Origin of the sequence: Cryobacterium sp. TMT4-10 (assembly GCF_004403275.1) — a bacterium.
Taxonomy (GTDB): Bacteria; Actinomycetota; Actinomycetes; order Actinomycetales; family Microbacteriaceae; genus Cryobacterium; species Cryobacterium shii.
Genome location: NZ_SOGU01000038.1, coordinates 14,150 through 36,240, shown reverse-complemented (window position 1 = coordinate 36,240; position 22,091 = coordinate 14,150). Strand labels below are relative to the sequence as shown.

Sequence of the window (22,091 nt, the reverse complement as noted above, 5' to 3'; positions counted from 1 at the left end):
GCGCCCGAGGATCTCTCGGGCGCCGCTTCTGTGTGCGGGTGGTGCGGGTGTGCCGGGTCAGTCGTCCTGGCCCAGGGTGCCCAGGTACAGGCCGATCACCTTGGGGTCGTTCAGCAGCTCGCGGCCGGTGCCTGTGTACGCGTCGCGGCCCTGGTCGAGCACGTAGCCGCGGTCGCAGATCTGCAGGCAGCGGCGCGCGTTCTGCTCCACCATGATCGTGGTCACGCCGGCCTTGTTGATCTCCTTGACCCGCAGGAACGCCTCGTCCTGGCGCACGGGGGACAGGCCGGCGCTGGGCTCGTCGAGCAGCAGCACGTGCGGGCCCATCATCAGGGCCCGCGACATCGCCACCATCTGGCGTTCGCCGCCCGAGAGCGAACCCGCCCGCTGCTGCAGCCGCTTCTTCAGCTCCGGGAAGATCTCGGTGACGAACTCGAGCCGCTCGTGCAGGCCCTTCGGCTTCAGGAACATCCCCATCTCCAGGTTCTCCTGGATGCTGAGGGTCGGGAAGACGTTGTTCGTCTGCGGGACGAAGCCGACGCCCTTGGCCACGAGCTTGTTCGCCTTCAGGTTGGTGATGTTCTCACCGCGCAGCAGGATCTCGCCCTCGCGCACCTTGACCTGGCCGAAGATCGACTTGAGCAGCGTCGACTTGCCGGCGCCGTTCGGGCCGATGATGCCGATCAGTTCACCGTCGTAGGCGGTCAGCGAACACGCGTTCAGGATGTTCACGCCCGGCAGGTAGCCGGCCGTGACCGTTTTGACCTCGACGACGGGTTCCCCGGTGGGGACGTAGACCGGCGGGGCGGTCGGGCTGGAGTTCGTCAATCGAGCAGCTCCTTAATGGCTTCGACATGTTCGGTTTCGGCCGCAGGATCCTCGCCGAGGTCTTCGTCGTGGTGCTGGCCCAGGTAGGCGTCGATCACGGCGGGGTTGCGCATGACCTCGTGCGGGTCGCCCTCTGCGACGACCTTACCCTCGGCCATGACGATGACCCAGTCCGCGATGTGGCGCACCATGTGCATGTCGTGTTCGACGAACAGAACGGTCATGCCCTGCGTCTTCAGGTTCAGGATGTGGTCCAGCAGCGACTGGGTCAGCGCCGGGTTCACCCCGGCCATCGGCTCGTCGAGCATCACCAGGGTCGGTTCGCTCATCAGGGCCCGCGCCATTTCGAGTAGCTTGCGCTGCCCGCCGGACAGGCTCGCGGCGTAGTCGTCCTTCTTGGTGTCCAGTTTGAAGCGCTCGAGGATGTCGATGGCGCGCGCCCGGTTGTCTTCTTCCTGCTTGCGCCAGAAGAAGGGGAAGATCGCCCGGAACAGGTTCTCCCCGGTCTGGCCCTTCGCGCCCAGCAGCATGTTGTCCATCACGGTCAGCAGGCCCAGCGCCTTCGTGAGCTGGAACGTGCGCACCTGGCCCATCCTGGCCACCTTGAACGCCGGCATGCCGGAGAGGGACCGACCCTCGAAGGTCCAGGAACCGGTGTCGGGCTTGTCGAAGCCGGTGAGCAGGTTGAAGAGGGTGGTCTTGCCGGCGCCGTTGGGCCCGATGAGCGCCGTGATGGCACCGCGGGGGATCTCCACATGGTCGACGTCGACGGCTTTGAGGCCGCCGAAGGTGCGGCTCACGCCATCCGCCACCAGGATCGGGTCTCTCTTCTTGCAGCCGGGTGCGGCCTCGCCGATGTGCAGATCCGTGGACTTGATCGGCTTGTTGCTCGGAACGGTGTTATTTGACAAAGGCCAACTCCTTCTTGTTTCCGAAGATGCCCTGCGGTCTGAATATGACGATGAGCATGATTGCGACGCCGACGAGGATGAACCGCAGCTGGCCGGCCTGGATGCTGGTCATGAACGGCAGCCAGCCCGCCTCCACCGCTCGGGCGATGAAGCCGGAGAAGAAAGAGAGCAACACCCAGAAGATCATCGAGCCGATGACCGGGCCGAGAATCGTCGACGCGCCGCCGAGCAGGAGGATCGCGTAGATGAAGAACGTCAGCGAGGTCTGGTAGTTCGAGGGCACCACGGCTCGGGGGAGCACGAAGATCATGCCCGCGATCGTGCCGAACACGCCACCGAGAATCAGGGACTGCATCTTGTAGGAGTAGACGTTCTTGCCGAGGGCGCGCACGGCATCCTCGTCTTCACGGATGCCCTTGATCACGCGACCCCACGGGCTGCGCATGATCTGCCAGGTTAACAGGCAGGCGAGGACCACGATCGTCCAGGCCACGATGCGCAGCCACCAGTCGTAGGCGTTGTACTCGAACGGCCCGAAGCCGTACGTGCCCTCCGGGATCGGGTTGAGTGAGCTGAAGCCGCCCTTGTACCCGCTCAGCCCGTTCGCCGAGCCGGTGAGCGGCTCGAAGGTGTTCGTCGTGAACAGAAGCCGCACGATCTCGGCCGCGGCGATCGTCACGATCGCCAGGTAGTCCGCCCGCAGACGGAGGGTCGGAATGCCCAGGATCAGGGCGAAGACCACGGATGCGCCGACCCCCACCAGCACGGCACCCCAGACAGGGAAGCCAAAGCTGAGGGTGGAGATGGCGAAGCCGTAGGCGCCGAGGGCCATGAAGCCGGCCTGGCCGAAGTTCAGGAGGCCGGTGTAGCCGAAGTGGATCGCCAGCCCGAGCGCCGCGAGGGCGTAGGCGGCGGTGGTCGGGCTGATCAGCTCGACGGCTGCGTTGCTAAAGATTGCTCCCCAGTCGATCATCGGATGCCCTTCTAGCCAATTCTCTCTTTGCGACCCAGGATGCCTTGCGGCCGAAGCAGCAGCACCAGGATCAACACGACAAGTGCGCCGACGTATTTAAGGTCGGAGGGAAGCCACAGCGTCGACAGTTCGACGAACAGGCCGACGATGATCGAACCGATCAGGGCACCGAAGGCGGTGCCGAGACCGCCGAGGGTGGTCGCCGCGAAGACGAGCAGCAGGATCTGGAAGCCCATGTCCCAGCTGACGCCCGGCCGGAAGTAGGCCCACAGGATGCCGCTGAGCCCGGCGAGACCGCCGCCGACCACCCAGACGATCCGGATGACGCCGTCGACGTCGATCCCGCTGGCCGAGGCCAGGCTGGGGTTGTCGGAGACGGCGCGGGTCGCCTTGCCGATGCGGGTGCGCAGCAGGAAGAAGGAGACCGCCAGCAGCACCACGATGCTGATGCCCATGCTGGCGAGGTCGATCACGGAGAGCCGGATCGGACCGAGCTTCATGTCGGCCAGTCCGGAGCCCGGCAGCTGGCTCGTGCCGCCGCCGACGAAGAACTGGAAGACGTAGCGCAGGGCGAGGGAGAGGCCGATGCTCACGATCATGAGCGGGATCAGGCCGACGCCCTTGCGCCGCAGCGGTTTCCAGATCACCGCGTCGAGACTCCAGCCGAGCCCGGCGCTGAGCAGGATGGCGATGATGATCGCCGCCCAGACCGGCACGTGCAGGGTGACGGAGAAGAGCAGCGTCATCAGGGCGCCGAAGGTGATCATCTCGGCGTGGGCGAAGTTGCTCAGGCCCGTGGTGCCGAAGATCAACGACAGCCCGATCGCCGCCAGGGCGAGGAGAAGGCCGAAGTTGAGCCCGTTCACGAATCGGTTCACGAACTGGTCGAAGAAGCTCACCGTGGAGCGCTTGCCCTCGCCGAGGAAGAAGTTGACCGATTTGACCTTGGTCAGGCCGAACTCCGCCTTGATGACGCTGCCGCCCTTGGCGACGATGACGCCCTTGGGCAGGGTGTCCTCGTCCAGCGCCACGGAGTAGGTGGCCTTCTCGGGCACGCCCACCTTCCATTTGCCGTCGACGCCCGTCTTCACGGATGCCTCGTAGCCGGAGCCCTTGACGGTGATCAGCACGCCGTCGAGCGGTTTCTGGTTGAACTGGACGTTGCCGGCGAGCACGTAGTCGTACTTGTCCGTTCCGACCTCGTCGGCGTGAGCCGGCGCGGCGGAGAGCGTGGCGAACGTGGACATCGTCAAGGCTGCGAAGAGCAGACCGAGAAAGATCACCAGCATTCTGGGTGAGAATCTGCGAACAGCTTCAGTGGAATTCACTGCACCTCCATGGCGGCACCGTTGGGTTTGTGACCGAGCGTGCCCCGGGTCTCACCTGCCAACATCTTTGTTGACAGTAAATGAAGAATATGTCGCCGATGTTACGACGTGGGTCAACACTCCCTAGATCTTCGTACGCGGAATGCGGGGAGCGCAATGTCGCTTAACATTGATGAACCGGTTGGGTCCCTCGGATTCCCGGATTTTTTCCTATCTTTCCGCGTATGAAAAAGGGGTTACATGGATCAGCCAGATCCGTTCGGTTTCACCGGGCTCACCTACGACGACGTGCTGCTTCTGCCGGGGCACACCGACGTCATTCCCAGTGAAGCCGAGACTATGTCTCGGCTGACGCGTCGGATCAGCGTGGCCACACCGCTGCTTTCCAGCGCGATGGACACCGTCACGGAGACCCGGATGGCCATCGCCATGGCCCGCGAAGGCGGCCTCGGCGTGCTGCACCGCAACCTGTCCATTTCGGACCAGGCCGAGCAGGTGGACCTCGTCAAACGCAGCGAATCCGGCATGATTACCAATCCGGTAACAACTTCGCCCGACGCCACCGTGGCCGAGGTCGACGCCCTGTGCGGGCAGTACCGCATCAGCGGCCTCCCGGTCGTCGACTCCGACGGCGTGCTCGTCGGAATCATCACCAACCGGGACATGCGCTTCGTCTCCAGCACGAAGAAGCACACCACGCTCGTGCGCGAGGTGATGACGAAGGCGCCGCTGATCACCGGCAAGGTCGGCATGGCGCCGATGGACGCCGTCGCCATCTTCGCCACCCACAAGATCGAGAAGCTTCCCCTCGTCGACGACGCCGGCCGGCTCACGGGCCTGATCACCGTCAAGGACTTCGACAAGAGCGAGGAATACCCCTTCGCGACGAAGGACGACGCGGGTCGCCTGCGCGTCGGCGCAGCCATCGGCTTCTTCGGTGACGCCTGGCAGCGAGCCACCGCGCTGCTCGACGCGGGCGTGGACGTGCTCGTCGTCGACACCGCCAACGGCGACAGCGCCGGCGTGCTCGACATCATCCGCCGTTTGAAGACCGACCCGGCCTTCGCCGCGGTCGACGTCATCGGCGGCAACGTGGCGACCCGCTCCGGCGCCCAGGCGCTCATCGACGCCGGTGCGGACGCGATCAAGGTCGGGGTCGGCCCCGGCTCCATCTGCACCACCCGCATCGTCGCCGGCGTCGGCGTTCCGCAGATCACCGCCGTCTACCAGGCGTCGCTCGCGGCCCGGGAGACCGGCATCCCGGTCATCGCCGACGGCGGGTTGCAGTACTCCGGCGACATCGCGAAGGCCCTCGTGGCCGGAGCGGACACCGTCATGCTCGGTTCCCTCCTCGCCGGCTGTGACGAGAGCCCCGGCGAGCTCGTCTTCGTCAACGGCAAGCAGTTCAAGACGTACCGCGGCATGGGTTCGCTGGGCGCGCTGCAGAGCCGCGGCACGAAGACCTCCTACTCCAAGGACCGCTACTTCCAGTCGGATGTCCCCTCCGACGACAAGCTCATCCCGGAAGGCATCGAGGGCCAGGTGCCGTACCGCGGCCCCGTGTCCGCCGTGGCCTACCAGCTCATCGGCGGCCTGCGCCAGTCCATGTTCTACGTGGGCGCTCGCACGATCGACGAGCTCAAGCAGAAGGGCAAGTTCGTGCGGATCACCGCCGCCGGGCTGAAGGAGTCGCACCCGCACGACGTGCAGATCGTGGTCGAGGCACCCAACTACCGCCGCTGACCTTCCTCGCCGAGCCGTGAGTTTCGCCCCCGTTTCTTGAATTTTTGGGGGCGTTGCTCACTGTTCGGCGGGTCTCGGCGGGCTCGAGCACCGGCGCGCCTGGGGCTCGGGATCGGTCAGACGGATGCGGCGAGGCGGGAGACCGCTTCGCCGAGAACCTCGGGAGAACAACCGAAATTGAGGCGCGCGTAGCCCAGGCCCGGCAGGCCGAACTTCGGGCCGGGGCTCAGCGCCACCCGGCCCCGCTCGAGCGCCACCAGGGCGGGGTCGTCGCCCCAGCCCAGGCTCCGCAGGTCCAGCCAGGCCAGGTAGCCCGCTCCCGGCTGCCGGTAGCCCACGCCCGGAAGTTGCGCGTCGAGCAGACCGGCCAGCAGCAGCCGGTTGGCCTGCAGCGCGGTGATCACCCCGCCCAGCCACGGCTCACCGTGCTGCCAGGCGGCGATGCCCGCGATCAGCCCGAACTGGCTCGTGCGCCAGCCGACTTCCACCGGCAGGGCGGAGACGAGTCCGCGCATCCGTTCTGAGCCGGTCACGATCACCGCGCACTTGAGCCCGGCCAGATTCCAGGCCTTGCTCGCGCTGGTCACGCAGATGCCGTGCTCCGCCGCCTCCGCCGACACGCACAGGTAGGGGGTGAAGACGGCGTCGCCGTAGGTGAGGGGGGCGTGCACCTCGTCGCTGATCACCGTGACGCCGTAGCGCGCGGCCAGTTCGGCCAGCGCCACGAGGTCCTCCACCGTGTGCGGATGCCCGACCGGGTTGTGCGGGTTGCAGAGCAGGACGCACCGCGCCCCGTCGATGAACGCCCGTTCCAGCCCGTCCAGGTCGAGGTTCCAGCCGGCCTGCCCCGAGAGGAGCGGCACGGCGACCACCCGCCCGCCGGCCTCGGGGACCAGGTCGAAGAACGGCGGGTAGACCGGGGGAGTGATCACGACCGCGTCGCCCGGCCGGATCCGGAGCCGCAGGGTCTCGACGATCGCGACGCTGACATCCGTGGTGCTGGTCACCTGCTCCGGGTCCACCCGCCAGCCCCAGCGGCGGCCGGCGAACCCGGAGAAGGCCGCACCGAGTCCGTTGGCCGGGGCGATGTAGCCGGTGTCGCTGCGCCGCACCGCCGCCACCAGGGCGTCCTGGATCGGCTCGGCGAGAGGGAAGTCCATTTCAGCGACGAACAGCGGCAGCACGTCCGGGGGGTAACTGCGCCATTTCATGCTCGTGCGTTCGCGGAGAAAGGACAACGGATCGGCGGCGACATCCATGACGTCAGGATGCCCCAACTCCCGTTCGGCGTCGAGGTCGCGTGCCCCGCCTGCCCGGCGTTCGCCCCGAGGCAGTCGGCGGCACCTAAACTGGGAACATGGAAATCGAGATCGGCCGTTCCAAGCGCGCTCGCCGCGTGTATGCCTTCGACGACATCGCGATTGTGCCCAGTCGGCGCACCCGCGACCCGGAGGACGTGTCGGTCAGCTGGACCATCGACGCGTACCAGTTCGCGATCCCGTTCCTCGCGGCGCCGATGGACTCCGTGGTGTCGCCGAAGACGGCCATCATGATGGGCCAGCTCGGCGGCGTCGGCGTGCTCGACCTCGAGGGCCTCTGGACCCGCTACGACGACCCGGAACCCCTCCTCGCCGAGATCCGAGAACTGCCCGCCGACCTGGCCACCGCGCGCATGCAGCAGATGTACTCCGAGCCGATCAAGCCGAGCCTGGTCACCGAGCGTCTCGCCGAGATCCGCGCGGCCGGCGTGACCGTGGCCGGCGCCCTGTCGCCGCAGCGCACCCAGGAGCTGTACGAGACCGTCGTCGCAGCCGGCGTCGACCTGTTCGTGATCCGCGGCACCACGGTTTCCGCCGAGCACGTGTCGCAGAACCAGGAACCCCTCAACCTCAAGAAGTTCATCTACGAGCTCGACGTGCCCGTGATCGTGGGCGGCGCGGCCACCTACACCGCTGCCCTGCACCTCATGCGCACCGGCGCGGCCGGGGTGCTCGTCGGCTTCGGCGGCGGTGCGGCCTCGACCACCCGCGCCTCTCTCGGCATCCACGCCCCGATGGCCACGGCCGTCGCCGACGTGGCCGGCGCCCGCCGGGACTACATGGACGAGTCCGGCGGACGCTACGTGCACGTCATCGCAGACGGAGGCCTCAACACCTCCGGCGACATCGTCAAGGCCATCGCCTGCGGCGCGGACGCCGTCATGCTCGGCACCGCACTGGCCCGGGCGACGGATGCCCCCGGCGGCGGTTTCCACTGGGGCGCCGAGGTGCACCACTCGCAGCTGCCCCGCGGCAAGCGCGTCGAGGTGGGCGCCCTCGCCCCGCTCGAGACCATCCTCTACGGCCCCACCCCGATCGCCGACGGCACCGCGAACCTCGTCGGCGCGCTGCGCCGTTCGATGGCCACGACCGGCTACTCCGACCTGAAGGAATTCCAGCGGGTCGAGGTCGTCGTCGCGCCGTACCGCGGGAACTAGGCACCGGTAGTTGTCGCGCCGTACCGAGTGAACTAGCGTCAGGGTAAGCACCACACCATTCGATGGGAGTGAGCACATGGCAACAGGCAACTCGGTGTCCCGGTCCAGGAAACTGGGCCCGGACGAGCGCGCGGCGGCACTGGAGCGGCTGAAGGGGAAAGAGCTCGACATCCTCGTCGTCGGCGGTGGCATCGTCGGTTCCGGTGCGGCCCTGGACGCCGTGACCCGGGGCCTGAGCGTCGGCATCCTTGAGGCCAGGGACTGGGCGTCGGGCACGTCGAGCCGGTCGTCGAAGCTGGTGCACGGCGGCATCCGTTACCTGGAACAGCTGGACTTCAGGCTGGTGCGGGAGGCCCTGATCGAGCGCGGCCTTCTGCTGCAGCGCATCGCGCCGCACCTGGTGAAGCCGGTGCGCTTCCTCTACCCGCTCACGACCCGGTTCAAGGAACGCTTCTACGTGGGCGCCGGCATGCTGCTCTACGACCTGTTCTCCTACACCGGCGGGCGTCCGCCCGGGGTGCCGCATCACCGCCACCTGTCCAAGCGGCAGGTGCGGGGACTCGTGCCCAGCCTCCGGGACGACGCGATGCACGGCGGCATCGCGTACTACGACGCCCAGGTCGACGACGCGCTCTACGTGGCCTCGCTCGTGCGCACGGCATCGTTCTACGGCGCGCACGCGGCCAGCCGGGTGCGCGTCGAGGGGTTCATCAAGGTCGGCGAGCGGGTGGTGGGCGTGCACGCGCACGACCTGCAGACCGGCGAGCGGTTCGAGGTGCGGGCCAAGCAGGTCGTGAACGCGACCGGGGTCTGGACCGACGACACCCAGCGCATGGTCGGCGAACGCGGCACGTTCAAGGTTCGGGCCTCGAAGGGCATCCACCTGGTCGTGCCCCGGGACCGGTTCCAATCGGCGATGGGCATGCTGCTGCGCACCGAGAAGAGCGTGCTGTTCGTGATCCCCTGGGGCCGGCACTGGCTGATCGGCACGACCGACACCGACTGGCACCTGGACAAGGCGCACCCGGCGGCCACGGCCGCGGACATCGACTACCTGCTCGAAACCGTCAACACGGTGATGCGGGTGCCGCTGACCAGGGAAGACGTCGAGGGGGTCTACGCGGGACTCCGGCCCCTGCTGGCCGGGGAATCGGAGAGCACGTCGAAGCTGTCCAGGGAGCACCTCGTCGGCCATTCCGTGCCGGGACTGGTCGTGATCGCGGGCGGCAAGTGGACCACCTACCGGGTGATGGCGAAGGATGCGATCGACGCGGCCGTCGCTGCCCTCGACGGCCGGATTCCGGCATCGACCACGCACGACATCCCGCTGCTCGGGGCCGAGGGTTACCAGGCTGCGTGGAACAAGCGCAGCCGGATCGCCAGGGCCTTCGGCCTGCACACGGTGCGGATCGAGCACCTGCTGAACCGCTACGGCACCCTGACCGACGAACTGCTCGACCTCATCCGCGAGACACCGTCGCTGGCCGACCCGCTGCCGGGGGCCGACGACTACATCGAGGCGGAGGTCGTCTATGCGGCCTCGCACCTGGGCGCCCTGCACCTCGAGGACGTGCTCGCCCGGCGCACCCGCATCTCGATCGAGGCCTGGGATCGCGGCGTGTCCGCGGCTCCCGTGGCGGCCCGCCTGCTCGCCGGGGTGCTCGGCTGGGACGAGGCCCGGGAACAGCGCGAAGTGGGCCACTACCTCAAGCGGGTCGCGGCCGAACGGGCGTCGCAGAAGCAGCCGGACGACGAGTCCGCCGACCGGGTGCGCCTCGAGGCCCCCGACATCGTCGCCACGAAGTAGGCCAGGGCCAGCGGATGCGGCGCGCTCGCCGCATCCGCTGGTCGTTCCCGCGTCGTTCCCGCCAGCCCGCCCGCGCCTGAACCAATTCGACGGAGATTTTGCCGATTTCGGGCCGGAATGCGCCCCACGGCGCTTTTTAGAGCAAGAGCTCCGTCGAATTGGTTAGGGCAGAGCGGTGCGGGGCGGGGCGGCCGGCGTCCGGCGAGCGTGGGAGTGCACTCCGGTAGACTGGCCCGACTGCCCTCAAGTCTCAGGAGTCGTAACCATGGTTGACGTTAGGCGGGTCAAACTTCCCGGCGTGGGAGTGCTCCACACCTTCATCACGGATGACGGCGGCAAGGTCGGCGTGATCGCCCACCGCTCGGGGCACAGCGACCTCATCACGTTCGCGGACGACGAGGGCGGGCCCGACGCCGCCAAGGTGTCCCTGCGCCTGAACGAGGACGAGGCGCACACCCTGGCCGAGTTGCTCGGCGGCACCCAGATCACCGAGTCGCTCACCGCGCTCGACCAGATCCCCGGCCTCAGCATCGACTGGTTCACCGTCGACTACGAAGACCACATCGCCGGCCAGACGCTGGGGAACCCGGCCGACCGCGGCATCGCGGGCCTCACCGTGGTCGCCGTCGTGCGGGGGGAGTCCGCCAACCCGGCGCCCGCCCACGACTTCCGGGTGTTCCCCGGCGACACGCTCGTCGTCGCCGGCTCGCCGGAGAAGGTCGCGAAGGCTTTCGCGTTCTTCCGCACCGGCGAGGTCAGGGCCAAGACCGTCGATGCGCCGCCCGGGGGCTAACCGATGAACCTCGGCGAAGACCTCATCACTCTTGGCATCCTGCTCGTCGTCGCGTACGTTCTGGGCCGCGCCGGAAAACTGATCGGGCTGCCGTCCATCCCGATCTACATGATCGTGGGGCTCCTGGCGAGCCCGAACAGCGGCTGGTTCCCGCTCAACTTCCACTCGGCGGATATCGAACTGATCGCCATTTTCGGCCTGATCCTGCTCCTGTTCAGCCTGGGACTCGAATTCGACCAGGAGGCATTCTTCGGCGACGCCGGAAAACTCCTGATCTCCGGCGGATCCTACGTGCTGATCAACATGGGCGTCGGCTTCGGGTTCGGCCTCATGGTCGGCTGGGGCACCCGGGAGGCCCTCGTCATCGCGGGGATGACCGGCACCAGCTCGAGCGCCATCATCACCAAGCTGCTGATCGAACTGCGCCGGCTGGCGAACAAGGAAACGCCGATGATCCTCGGCGTCACCGTCGTCGGGGATATCTTCATCGCGATCTACCTGGCGATCGTCTCCGTCGTGCTCAGCGGCAAGACCGAGATCTGGCCGATCGTGCTGCAGCTGAGCATCGCGTTCCTCTTCCTCGTCGTCATGTTCTCCGTCGCCCGCTGGGGGGCGAAGGTGGTGTCCCGGCTGATGCGTACCAAGGACGACGAGCTGTTCACCATCCTTTTCTTCGGGCTCGCCGTGCTCTTCGCCGGGATCGGGGAAATCATCGGGGTGACGGATGCGATCGGCGCCTTCCTGATCGGGGTGGTGCTCGGCGCGAGCACCTACCGCGGCCGGATCGAGCGCGTGGCGGTTCCGCTGCGTGACGTGTTCGGGGCCTTCTTCTTCCTCAACTTCGGCCTCGCCCTCAACGTGGCCGAATTCGGATCGGTCATCACCATCGTGCTGCTCGCCGTCGCGATGACCTTCGTGTTGAGCCTGGTATCCGGGATGCTGATGGCCAGGCTGCACGGCATGGGTGCCCGGGAGGGCCTGAATACCGCGGCGATCTTCGTGAATCGCGGCGAATTCACGCTGATCCTCGCGACCCTCTCGGTCAGCGCTGGCCTCGACCAGCGCCTGCAGCCGTTCGCCGGTCTGTACGTGCTCACCATGGCCATCCTCGGGCCGCTGTTCGCCGCGAACTCGGAGAAGATCGGGGCCGCCCTCCGGCGCCGCAGGAACGCGGTTCCGGTGCCCAGGCGCCCCGTCGACGCGATGCTGGCCGAGGAAATCGCGCTGGTCGAAGCCGTCACCGCCGACACCGGCGCCACGCCCGGCCCAGAGACCCAGCGGGCCGCCGAGCGGGTCGCCGCCCGCGCCCGTCCGGGCTCGGAGCCCGGCGCGCAAGACGAACCGAGCGCCTCCGACTCCATGCTCGATTTCGTCACCGACCGTTTCACCAGCGACGCCGGCCCGGCCGAGAAGCCGCCGCGCGACTCCGGTCGCGGCGCCGGAACAGGGGACTACTCATGACCAAGACCATGCTCCGCCCACGCTGGATCCTCGCCCTGCTCCTGGCTCTGCTGGTCGCGGCGGCCTTCGCTCTCCTCGGCCGGTGGCAGCTCGAGCGCGCCATCGCCTCCGGCGAGGTCGTGGAGCGCACCACCGAGACCGTGCAGCCTCTCGCCGAGGCCGTGCCGCCGGACGGCCCGCCGCGCGAGGCGGCCACGGGCCAGCTGGTCACCGTGGACGGGTCGTTCCTGCCCGGCGACGAGCAACTGATCAGCGACCGCTTCAACGGCGGCGCCAGCGGATTCTGGGTGGTCAGCCGATTCATCACGGCGGACGACGCCGCGAACATCGCCGTGGCGCGCGGCTGGGCGCCGACCGAGCGGGCGGCCGCCGCGGCCATCGACGAGTTCGCCGCCGCGCCGGCCGGTCAGGCGCAGACGTTGACCGGGCGGTTCGTGCCCTCCGAGGCCCCCGTCGTGCCTGACGAGACGCGCGACCCGCACACCCAGACCACCGTCTCGACCGCCGCCCTGATCAACGAGTGGAGGGATTTCACCGACCAGTCCGTCTACGCCGGGTACATCGTCGACACGGATGCCGCCGCCGGCCTGGCCAGGATCGACTCGCCCGCGCCGGTGAGCGATGCCTCCATCAACTGGCTCAACATCTTCTACGCCCTCGAGTGGGCCGTCTTCGCCGGTTTCGCCGTGTTCCTCTGGTACCGGCTCGCGCGCGATGCCTGGGAGCGCGAGCAGGAGCAGGCCGCCATCGCCGCGGCGGAGGCCGTCTAGAATTGGCGCATGCCTCTTGAACCAAAGCCCGCCGACATCCCGAAAATCTCCGGTGCGCTCCGGCTCTACCGGGTGTCCTCGATCATCACCGGTGTTTTCCTGCTGTTGCTCTGCGTCGAAGTCTTCCTGAAGTTCGTCCTTCAGCTGGAGCTCGAGGTGAATGGTCCGAACGGATTCCTCGCCCTCGTGGACCGGGGTACGGTGACCGCGTTCAACCTGAGCACGGGCATCCTGATCGTGCACGGCTGGCTGTACGTGCTGTACCTGTTCAGCGACTTCCAGCTGTGGAGCCTGATGCGCTGGTCGTTCCCGCGCTTCCTGCTGATCGCGCTCGGCGGCATCATCCCGACCCTGTCGTTCTTCCTCGAGGTGCGCGTCGACCGTGAGGTCACCGCCTTCCTGGCGAGCCGTGAGGCCGCCGGCACCGGCACCGGCACCGGTGCCGCCGCCGCGACCGAGCAGGCCCGTTCATGAGCGCCGTGGCCGCCCAGACCGGAGCCCGCCCCGTCCTGGTGGTGGACTTCGGCGCCCAGTACGCGCAGCTGATCGCCCGCCGGGTGCGGGAGGCATCCGTGTATTCAGAGATCGTCGCGCACTCGATCACCGTGGCCGAGGTCGCCGAGAAGAACCCGCTCGGCATCGTGCTCAGCGGCGGACCCTCGAGCGTCTACGCCGAGGGTGCCCCCACCTTCGACCCCGCCATCTTCGACCTGGGCATCCCGATCCTGGGCATCTGCTACGGCTTCCAGGTGATGGCGACGACCCTCGGCGGCGAGGTCGCCCGCACCGGACAGAGCGAGTACGGCGCGACCCCGGTCAGAGTCACCGACAGCAGCAACGCGCTGCTGGCCGGGCAGCCGGCCGAGCAGACCGCGTGGATGAGCCACGGCGACTCCGTGTCGAAGGCCCCCGCCGGCTTCTCGGTGCTCGCCTCCACCGCGTCGACCCCGGTCGCCGCCTTCGCGAATGACGAGCGCCGGCTCTACGGCGTGCAGTGGCACCCCGAGGTCAAGCACTCCGAGTTCGGCCAGAACGTGCTCGAGAACTTCCTGCACCGCGCCGCCGGCATCCCCGGCGACTGGAACAGCGGCAACGTGATCGCCGAACAGGTGGCCCGCATCCAGGCCCAGGTCGGCACCGGCAAGGTCATCTGCGGGCTCTCCGGCGGCGTGGACTCCGCCGTGGCCGCCGCCCTCGTGCACAAGGCCATCGGTGACCAGCTCGTCTGCGTGTTCGTGGACCACGGCCTGCTGCGGCAGGACGAACGCCGCCAGGTCGAGGAAGACTACGTCAAGGCCACCGGCGTGCGCCTGGTCACCGTCGACGTGCGGGACCAGTTCCTGACCGCGCTCGAGGGCGTCAGCGACCCGGAGACCAAGCGCAAGATCATCGGCCGCGAGTTCATCCGCACCTTCGAGCAGGCCCAGGCCGAGCTGATCCGGGAAGCGGCCGAAACGGATGGCGACCCGATCCGCTTCCTCGTTCAGGGCACCCTCTACCCGGACGTCGTCGAGTCCGGCGGCGGCAGTGGCACGGCCAACATCAAGAGCCACCACAACGTGGGCGGCCTGCCGGAGGACCTGCAGTTCGAGCTGATCGAACCGCTGCGCACGCTGTTCAAGGACGAGGTGCGAGCGATCGGCGCCGAGCTGGGACTGCCGGCCGAGATCGTGCAGCGCCAGCCGTTCCCCGGACCCGGCCTGGGCATCCGGATCGTGGGTGCGATCACCCAGGACCGGCTCGACCTGCTGCGCCACGCGGATGCGATCGTGCGCGCCGAGCTGACGGCCGCGGGCCTCGACCGTGAGATCTGGCAGTGCCCGGTGGTGCTGCTCGCCGACGTGCGCTCCGTCGGGGTGCAGGGCGACGGACGCACCTACGGTCACCCGATCGTGCTGCGCCCAGTGTCGTCGGAGGACGCGATGACGGCCGACTGGACCCGCCTGCCGTACGACCTGCTGGCGCGGATCTCCAACCGGATCACGAACGAGGTGTCGGGAGTCAACCGCGTCGTGCTCGACGTCACGTCCAAGCCGCCGGGGACCATCGAATGGGAGTAGGGGCGGCTGCCTGAACTTCCCGCCGTCAAGAAAACACCCTCGTGCTTGTGAACGAGGGTGTTTTTTTGCCTCGCGCGCGAGTGTTCCCGTTCCGGTCGAGAGTGACCGGCGCAGCGGGCACTCTCGACCGGAGCGGGAACTGTCAGAGCGGGGGAGAGCAGAGCGGGGGAGAGCAGAGCGGGGGAGAGCAGAGCGGGGGACGGCGGGCGGGGGACGGCGTGGGAGAGCGGGGCGGGGCGGGGGCGGGTATCTTTCCGGGTGGTGGAGAACGACCAACGGAAAGCGCGGGAGGTGGCGTCATGGCAGAAAAACCTGATGAGTCCGGAGGGCAGTTCGGCCCTGACTATTACGGTCGGGCGGTGACGGATCGCGACCTCGCGCGCCGGCGGTTGGAGAGGAAGCGCAAGCTGACGGGGGACCTGGTCGCCTATGTGGTGGTCAACGCGTTCCTGGTCGGAGTCTGGTTCTTCGTGGGTGGAGGTTATTTCTGGCCCGGCTGGGTGCTGGCCGGCTGGGGTGTGGCGCTCCTGCTGGACGCGTGGAACACCCTCTACCGGCGGCCGATCACCGAGGCGGACATCGACCGGGAGATGCGCAGCGGGAGTTGAGGGAAGTTGATGACGCGGCAGGTGGCCGGAACGACGGAAGGGCCGCCCCTCGGGGCGGCCCTTCCGGGTGAAGCGGTGCGGTGCTAGTTGCGCGAGATGGCGAAGAGGCGCAGCAGTTCCACGTAGAGCCAGACGACGGTCACCATGATGCCGAAGGCGCCGGTCCAGCCGTACTTGCGGGGAGCACGGTTGTTGACGCCGCGCTGGATGTAGTCGAAGTCGAGCACCAGCGAGTAGGCGGCCATCACGACGGCGAGGAGGCCGATGATGACGCCGAACGGGATTCCGGTGCCCATGAAGTCGGCGCTGCGCAGGCCGAACGCGCTCGTGTTCGCGCCGAAGGCCATCAGGCCGAAGTTGATCAGGGAGAAGACCCCGTAGCCGATCATGGCGATCATGAAGACCTTGGTGGCCCGCTTGGAGGCGCGCACCTTGCCGCTGGCGAAGAGGGCGAGGGTGACGCCGACGACCACGAGGGTGGCGAGCACGGCCTGCGTGACGACGCCGCCGTACATCTGCTCGAAGACGACCGAGATGCCACCGACGAACAGGCCCTCGGCGGCCGCGTAGGCCAGGATCAGGGCGGGCGACGGCTCTTTCTTGAAGGCGTTGACGAAGCCGAGGACCAGGCCGACGACCGCGCCGAGGATCAGCGGGATCATCGTGACCGGGGTGATGACCCAGCCGAGGGCCGCGGCCGCGAGCAGGATCACGAAGCTGAGCACCGTCTTGCGGATGGTGTCGTCGTAGGTCATCCGGTCGGTCTCCTGCGAGCCGGCGGAGGGGGCGTTGAACAGGCCCTGGAGGTCGCTGTCGGAGAGCACCTTGCCCGCTGCAACGGCGCCAGGAGCGCCGAAAGCGGCGTTTCGGGAGAATGCGGGGTTGGAGGATGCCATGGTTTCCGGGCTCACAATCGAGTGGGTTCAGGGACCAGGGCCGGACGGCACTGGAGGTTACCCCGAAGTCTATTCAGATCTGCTGAGGATCCGCCGAGATATCTGCGGCCTCAGCGGTATCCGTCTGGTCCGCGGCATCCGGCTGGCCGGCACGAGGCCTGGGCGCCCGGCGGGGCCGGCGACCGGCCGCCCAGCCGTGCAGCCACCAGGCGAGCCAGGCCGAGGCCACCGCGGTGACCGTGCCCGCGAGGTAGCCGATCCAGTTCTGGTCGTAGCTGCTCAGCGCGTCCTTGAGGATGAAGCTGACCGCGATCGGCGCGAGCAGGGCCGGGTAGCTGAGGAGGGGGCGGTGCCGCACGAACAGCCAGCAGGCCAGGAGCACGGCAAAGGCGCCGGTGAAGTCGGCGCCGCCGAGCAGAATCAGCCCGGCCAGCAGCGCGGGGATCAGCACGAGGAGCCGACGCCACAGCGCCCCCGGCAGCACGAGCCAGCCGATCACGTGCAGGGAGGGGCCGATCAGGACGAAGAGAAGGCTGTAGGTGCTGGTGAAATTCGTGGCGGCCACCCCGAGCGCGACCAGGGTCAGGCCCGCAAAATAGCGCGCGCGCGAGGAGCCCCACCGGTACAGGCGGGTCGGGGGGACGGTCCAGGGTGTCATCGCCTCGATTCTGGCAGTTCCCCGCGTAGGGTTGGAAGATGCAACCGATTGTGATCGGCCACCGCGGGGCGAGCGGTTACCGACCCGAGCACACCCGGTCCGCCTACGAACTGGCCGTTGCCCTCGGGGCGGACGCGGTCGAACCCGACATCGTGGCCACCCGCGATGGCGTTCTCGTGGTGCGCCACGAGAACGAGATCTCCGGCACGACGGATGTCGCCTCCCACCCCAAATTCCATTCTCGCCGGGTGACCAAGGAAATCGACGGCATCGAGCTCACCGGCTGGTTCACCGAGGACTTCACCTGGGCCGAGCTGCGCACCCTGCGCGCACGGGAGCGACTGCCCGAGGTGCGCAAGGCCAGTGCCACGTTCGACGACCGCTTCCCGCTGCTGCGCCTGCGGGACGCGTTCAAGCTCATCGACCGGGTCGCCGGGCGGGCGAGGCGGCCGATCGGGATCGTCGCCGAGATCAAGCACGCCACCTACTTCGACTCGATCGGGCTCCCGCTCGACGAGCTGTTCGCGGCCGAGGTGAACACCGCCGGCTGGAACGCCGGCGACGGCCGCCTCACGATCGAGAGCTTCGAACGCAGCCTCCTCGGCAAGATCTACGCGCGCGGCATCTACGGCAAGCGGATCTTCCTGCTCGAGGCGCGCGGCAAGCCGTTCGACGAGGTGGCCCGGCTCGGCCTGAAGAACGCGCCCCGGTACGCCGACTACCTCACCGACGCCGGGCTCTACGGGCTGAGCGGGCGGATCGACGGCATCAGCGTGCCCAAATCGCTGATCCTCGAGACGGATGCCGACGGGCAGGTCACCGGGGCCACCGACCTGGTCGACGCCGCACACGCCGCCCGGCTGGAGATCTACTGCTGGACCCTGCGCCCCGAGAACCGTTTTCTCGCGAAGACGTTCCGCCGCGGACGCCTGCGGGCCGACTACGGGGACTGGCAGTCCGAGTTCCGCACTATCCTGGGCACCGGCATCGACGGGGTCTTCGCCGACCATCCCGACCTGGCCGTCACCGTGCGCGACGAACTGGCGGCCGAGGACTGACCTCGCGGGCCGAACCCCCGGCTGAACGGGGCCCTGTCAGACGCACCACCTAGAATTGTGATCGATATGACGACGCTCTTCGACCCGGATCACACGCCCACCCGCGAGGTCCCTTCCGCGGCGCCCATCATTCTCGACGGGGCCGGTCACGGCCGCTCCGACGACAGCGGCTACGAGAGCCCCCTGCTGGAGGGGCTCAACCGTCAGCAGAGAGAAGCCGTCCTGTACCGCGGCCCGGCCCTGCTGATCATCGCCGGAGCCGGCTCCGGCAAGACCAGCGTGCTCACCCGCCGCATCGCCAGCCTGCTGGAGACCCGCGAGGCCTGGCCGAGCCAGATCCTCGCCATCACCTTCACGAACAAGGCCGCCGCCGAGATGCGCGAGCGGGTCAAGGTCATCCTCGGCCAGGGTGCCGACGGAATGTGGATCTCCACCTTCCACTCCTCCTGCGTGCGCATCCTGCGCCGCGAGGCCGAGAACGCGGGCCTATCGCCCACCTTCAGCATCTACGACTCGGCCGACAGCAAGGTCACCCTCAAGCGCATCATCAAGGCCCTCGACGCCGACACCCTCGGGTTCACCCCCGGCAATGCCTCCGCGAAGATCTCCAAGCTCAAGAACGAGCTCGCCGACGCCGACTCCTACGCCCGCAATGCGAACATGAGCGACCCGCAGGAGGTCATGTTCGTCGAGATCTTCCGGCAGTACACCAGCCGGCTGCGCGCCGCGAACGCCCTCGACTTCGACGACCTGATCGGGGAGACGGTCTACCTGTTCCGGGCCTTCCCGAAGATCGCGGCCCTCTACCGGCGCCGGTTTCGCCACATCCTGGTCGACGAATACCAGGACACCAACCACGCCCAGTACTCGCTCGTGCGGGAGCTGACACGCCCGGTCGAGCCCGCTCTGGCCGAGGAGATGGAGGCGCAGGGCGTGCACGTGCGCAACCTGCGCGACGCCACCGGCGGCATCCCCGGGGCCTCGCTCACCGTGGTCGGCGACTCCGACCAGTCCATTTACGCGTTCCGTGGCGCGGACACCCGCAACATCAGCGAGTTCGAGCGCGACTTCCCGGGCACGAAGGTGATCCTGCTGGAGCAGAACTACCGCTCGACCCAGAACATCCTCTCGGCCGCGAACGCCGTGATCGGCCACAACTTCGACCGCAAAGACAAGAGGCTGTGGAGCGCGGGCGGCGACGGCGAGAAGATCGTCGGCTACACGGCGTACTCCGGCCACGACGAGGCCCAGTTCGTGTCCGACGAGATCGAGGTGCTGCACCAGGCCGGCATGGCCTACCGCGACATGGCCGTGTTCTACCGCACCAACGCGCAGACCCGTGCGCTGGAAGAGATCCTGGTGCGCTCCGCGGTGCCCTACCGCGTCGTCGGCGGCACCAAGTTCTATGAGCGCGCCGAGATCAAGGATGCTCTGGCGTACCTGATCGCGGTCGCCAACCCGACCGACGAGCTGGCCCTGCGCCGCATCCTGAACACCCCCAAGCGCGGGATCGGGCCGGCCACCGAGACGGCGCTGGCCAGTTTCGCCGAGGCGAACCAGATCAGCTTCCGGCAGGCCATGCGCGACTCCTCGTCGCTGGGCCTCGGCCCCAAGGTGACCGGGGCCATCCTGAAGCTCGCCACCCTGCTCGACGAAGCGGCGGGCAAGCTCGACCCGGAGAACCCGGCCGGCACGGCCAACGTGTCCGAGCTGCTCACCTTCCTGCTCGACGGCAGCGGACTGCTCACCCTGCTCCGGAACAGCCGCGACCCACAAGACGAGGCGCGCGCCGAGAACATCGAGGAACTCGTCGCCCAGACCAAGGACTTCAACAAAGAGAACCCCGACTCGGGGCTGGTCGACTTCCTCACCCAGGTCTCCCTGGTGGCCGCCGCCGACGACCTCGACGACGCCTCCGGCACGGTGTCGCTGATGACCCTGCACACGGCCAAGGGGCTCGAATACGAGGCCGTGTTCCTCACCGGCGTCGAGGAGGGGCTGCTGCCGCACCAGATGTCGGCCAACGAGCCCGGCGGGCCCGCCGAGGAACGGCGCCTCTTCTACGTGGGCATCACCCGGGCCCGCCAGCGCCTCTACCTGTCCCTGGCGATGACCCGGGCCCAGTTCGGCGATATCAACGTGGCGATGCCCAGTCGCTACCTGCAGGAGATCCCGGTCGCCCTGATCGACTGGAAGCAGTCCCCGGGCATGGCCAATTCCCGCGGGGGCACCCAGCCCCGGGCGCTGAACGCGAGGCGGGACGGATTCGGCGGCGGCTTCGCCAAGCGCGGCGAGCCGCAGGCCCTGCCGCCAGCACCGAAACCGAAGACCGAGTGGGCCAACCGGGTGCCGAGCCAGGTGCGCGACAACGGTGACCTCACCCTGGCAGCGGGCGACCGCATCCGTCACGTCGATTTCGGCGAGGGCCGCGTCAACCAGGTCACCGGCGAGGGCACCAAACGGATCGCGCACGTTCAGTTCGACACGGCGGGCGCAAAGAAGCTCCTGATCAAGATCGCGCCGATCGAGAAGATCTAGTGGCGGGGCCGCGCGCCGCGGAGCCCGGCGCACCGGAAGGTAAGCCCGAGTCCCTGCTCGAGCGGGTGAAATCCCTCCCCGCCCTCGACCTCGAGGTGGCCTCCCGGGCCAGCATGGCCGTCGTGGCGCCCCTGATCGTGCTGGTGGCCATCGGTCGGATCGACTGGGCGGCCTATGCGTCGTTCGGGGCGATGACCTCGCTGTACGGTCGGAGCGAACCGTACCGGCTCCGGGCGCGCACGGTCAGCGTCGCGGCGGCCTGCATGCTCGTCAGCCTCGCGCTCGGGCTCTCGATGGCCGTGACCGGGGCGGCCCTGCCCGTGCTGGTGCTCGGCCTGCTGGGCGTGATCACGGCGGGGATCCTGGTGGCGTCGACGTACGGATTGTTCCCCGGAACGCCCATCTTCTTCGTTTTCGCCTACCTGGTCTGCGCCCAGATCCTGACGCCGGCGGCGGAGGTCGTTCCCCGGCTGCTCGTGGGCGTCGCAGCGGCGGCCTTCGCCTGGCTGCTGACCATGTCGGGCTGGTGGTTCCGGCGCCTGGCCGGCGACCGTTCCACCGACCTGTTCAAGCTCCTGCCCCGCGAGCCGCTCCTGCGCCCGGCCGCCGTCCGCGACCCGCAGGTGTGGTTCACCATCGCCCAGAACGCGGCCGGGGTGCTCCTGGCCGGCGCCCTCGCGATGCTGGCCGGCATCGGGCACCCCTACTGGGCCGTCGTCAGCGTGGTGGCGGTGCTTCCGCCGCCGCGGGCCGCGCACTCGATCTCCCGCGCCGTGCACCGCATCGTCGGCACCGTGCTCGGCGTCGCGGTGACCGGACTCGTGTTGCTGCCGGGGCCATCCGTCTGGGTGCTGATCGCGGTGATCGCGGTCGGCCAGTTCGGCGCGGAGATTCTGATCGGCCGCCACTACGGCGCAGCCCTGCTCTTCGTCACCCCCCTGGCGCTGACCGTCGCCCACCTGGCCGGCCCCACCGCGGTCCCGGCGCTGCTGGTCGACCGCGTGGTCGAGACCGCGCTCGGCGGCGCGGTCGCGATCCTGATCGTGCTTGCGGCGCGGGCCGTGGCCCGGCACGGCCCGCGGCACCCGGCCGCCTGAGCAGTCCGCCCCCGCGCATCGGAAGCGCACAGGTTGTTCACAGGTCGTCGATAGCGTCCCGATTGGTTGTCTCGAGAAGCTTCACT

General features: G+C 68.4%; 19 protein-coding genes. 12 read left to right on the top strand and 7 right to left on the bottom strand.

Features of this window, described 5'->3' with window-relative positions; genetic code table 11:
* Positions 1-57: 57 nt before the first annotated feature.
* Genes E3T42_RS06335 through E3T42_RS06320 form a run of 4 tightly spaced genes read right to left on the bottom strand, consistent with a single transcriptional unit; the run spans position 58 to position 4,001 of the window.
* Positions 58-828, bottom strand: a complete 771-nt coding sequence (locus E3T42_RS06335) for an ABC transporter ATP-binding protein (RefSeq protein WP_134366344.1) — start codon at positions 826-828, stop codon at positions 58-60.
* Positions 825-1,739 carry an ABC transporter ATP-binding protein gene (locus tag E3T42_RS06330; protein WP_134366343.1) on the bottom strand — a complete coding sequence of 305 codons (915 nt, stop codon included), beginning with the start codon at positions 1,737-1,739 and terminating at the stop codon, positions 825-827. The genes E3T42_RS06335 and E3T42_RS06330 overlap by 4 nt, the downstream gene beginning before the upstream one ends.
* Positions 1,729-2,709, bottom strand: a complete 981-nt coding sequence (locus tag E3T42_RS06325; protein ID WP_134366354.1) for a branched-chain amino acid ABC transporter permease — start codon at positions 2,707-2,709, stop codon at positions 1,729-1,731. Before E3T42_RS06325 ends, E3T42_RS06330 begins: the two co-directional genes overlap by 11 nt.
* Positions 2,710-2,723: 14 nt before the next feature.
* Complete coding sequence (locus E3T42_RS06320; RefSeq protein ID WP_134366342.1) at positions 2,724-4,001, bottom strand: branched-chain amino acid ABC transporter permease; 1,278 nt, start codon at positions 3,999-4,001, stop codon at positions 2,724-2,726.
* A gap of 279 nt (positions 4,002-4,280) precedes the next feature.
* On the opposite strand from E3T42_RS06320, the gene guaB reads away from it, so the two are divergent.
* Positions 4,281-5,783 carry an IMP dehydrogenase gene (guaB, locus tag E3T42_RS06315; RefSeq protein ID WP_134366341.1) on the top strand — a complete coding sequence of 501 codons (1,503 nt, stop codon included), beginning with the start codon at positions 4,281-4,283 and terminating at the stop codon, positions 5,781-5,783.
* 116 nt (positions 5,784-5,899) lie between these two features.
* Here guaB and E3T42_RS06310 read toward each other — a convergent pair whose 3' ends face one another.
* A complete protein-coding gene (locus E3T42_RS06310) occupies positions 5,900-7,042 on the bottom strand; it encodes a MalY/PatB family protein (RefSeq protein WP_134366340.1) in 1,143 nt (380 codons plus the stop codon).
* 98 nt (positions 7,043-7,140) lie between these two features.
* Between E3T42_RS06310 and E3T42_RS06305 the strand changes: the two genes are divergently transcribed.
* From E3T42_RS06305 to E3T42_RS06270, 8 genes are all read left to right on the top strand, one after another.
* The gene (locus E3T42_RS06305; protein ID WP_134366339.1) at positions 7,141-8,259 is read left to right on the top strand and encodes a GuaB3 family IMP dehydrogenase-related protein; all 1,119 of its coding nucleotides are present in this window, start codon (positions 7,141-7,143) and stop codon (positions 8,257-8,259) included.
* A gap of 76 nt (positions 8,260-8,335) precedes the next feature.
* Positions 8,336-10,066 carry a glycerol-3-phosphate dehydrogenase/oxidase gene (locus E3T42_RS06300; RefSeq protein WP_166787183.1) on the top strand — a complete coding sequence of 577 codons (1,731 nt, stop codon included), beginning with the start codon at positions 8,336-8,338 and terminating at the stop codon, positions 10,064-10,066.
* Between the two features lie 265 nt (positions 10,067-10,331).
* A complete protein-coding gene (locus E3T42_RS06295) occupies positions 10,332-10,859 on the top strand; it encodes a cation:proton antiporter regulatory subunit (RefSeq protein ID WP_134366338.1) in 528 nt (175 codons plus the stop codon).
* Positions 10,860-10,862: 3 nt separating this feature from the next.
* Complete coding sequence (locus tag E3T42_RS06290) at positions 10,863-12,320, top strand: cation:proton antiporter (protein ID WP_134366337.1); 1,458 nt, start codon at positions 10,863-10,865, stop codon at positions 12,318-12,320.
* Entirely contained in the window at positions 12,317-13,090 is a 774-nt protein-coding gene (locus E3T42_RS06285) for an SURF1 family protein (RefSeq protein ID WP_134366336.1), read from the top strand. The genes E3T42_RS06290 and E3T42_RS06285 overlap by 4 nt, the downstream gene beginning before the upstream one ends.
* A gap of 9 nt (positions 13,091-13,099) precedes the next feature.
* Positions 13,100-13,564 (top strand): DUF3817 domain-containing protein, encoded by a 465-nt coding sequence (locus E3T42_RS06280; RefSeq protein ID WP_134366335.1) that lies wholly within the window; start codon positions 13,100-13,102, stop codon positions 13,562-13,564.
* Entirely contained in the window at positions 13,561-15,150 is a 1,590-nt protein-coding gene (gene guaA, locus E3T42_RS06275; RefSeq protein WP_134402672.1) for a glutamine-hydrolyzing GMP synthase, read from the top strand. Before E3T42_RS06280 ends, guaA begins: the two co-directional genes overlap by 4 nt.
* Positions 15,151-15,449: 299 nt before the next feature.
* The gene (locus tag E3T42_RS06270; protein ID WP_134366213.1) at positions 15,450-15,758 is read left to right on the top strand and encodes a 2TM domain-containing protein; all 309 of its coding nucleotides are present in this window, start codon (positions 15,450-15,452) and stop codon (positions 15,756-15,758) included.
* Positions 15,759-15,841: 83 nt separating this feature from the next.
* On the opposite strand, the gene E3T42_RS06265 is transcribed toward E3T42_RS06270, so the two are convergent.
* Together E3T42_RS06265 and E3T42_RS06260 are read right to left on the bottom strand one after the other, a co-directional pair.
* Positions 15,842-16,654 (bottom strand): Bax inhibitor-1/YccA family protein, encoded by an 813-nt coding sequence (locus E3T42_RS06265; protein WP_134402671.1) that lies wholly within the window; start codon positions 16,652-16,654, stop codon positions 15,842-15,844.
* Between the two features lie 73 nt (positions 16,655-16,727).
* Entirely contained in the window at positions 16,728-17,312 is a 585-nt protein-coding gene (locus E3T42_RS06260; RefSeq protein WP_134366215.1) for a hypothetical protein, read from the bottom strand.
* Between the two features lie 38 nt (positions 17,313-17,350).
* Here E3T42_RS06260 and E3T42_RS06255 point away from each other — a divergent pair, with 38 nt between their 5' ends.
* The 3 genes from E3T42_RS06255 to E3T42_RS06245 all read left to right on the top strand — a co-directional run bounded on the left by E3T42_RS06255 (position 17,351) and on the right by E3T42_RS06245 (position 22,005).
* Positions 17,351-18,370, top strand: coding sequence for a glycerophosphodiester phosphodiesterase family protein (locus tag E3T42_RS06255; protein WP_134366216.1), 1,020 nt, complete (start codon positions 17,351-17,353; stop codon positions 18,368-18,370).
* Between the two features lie 66 nt (positions 18,371-18,436).
* Positions 18,437-20,908, top strand: a complete 2,472-nt coding sequence (locus E3T42_RS06250) for an ATP-dependent helicase (protein ID WP_134402670.1) — start codon at positions 18,437-18,439, stop codon at positions 20,906-20,908.
* A complete protein-coding gene (locus E3T42_RS06245; RefSeq protein ID WP_241975875.1) occupies positions 20,908-22,005 on the top strand; it encodes an FUSC family protein in 1,098 nt (365 codons plus the stop codon). The genes E3T42_RS06250 and E3T42_RS06245 overlap by 1 nt, the downstream gene beginning before the upstream one ends.
* Positions 22,006-22,091 lie beyond the last annotated feature (86 nt).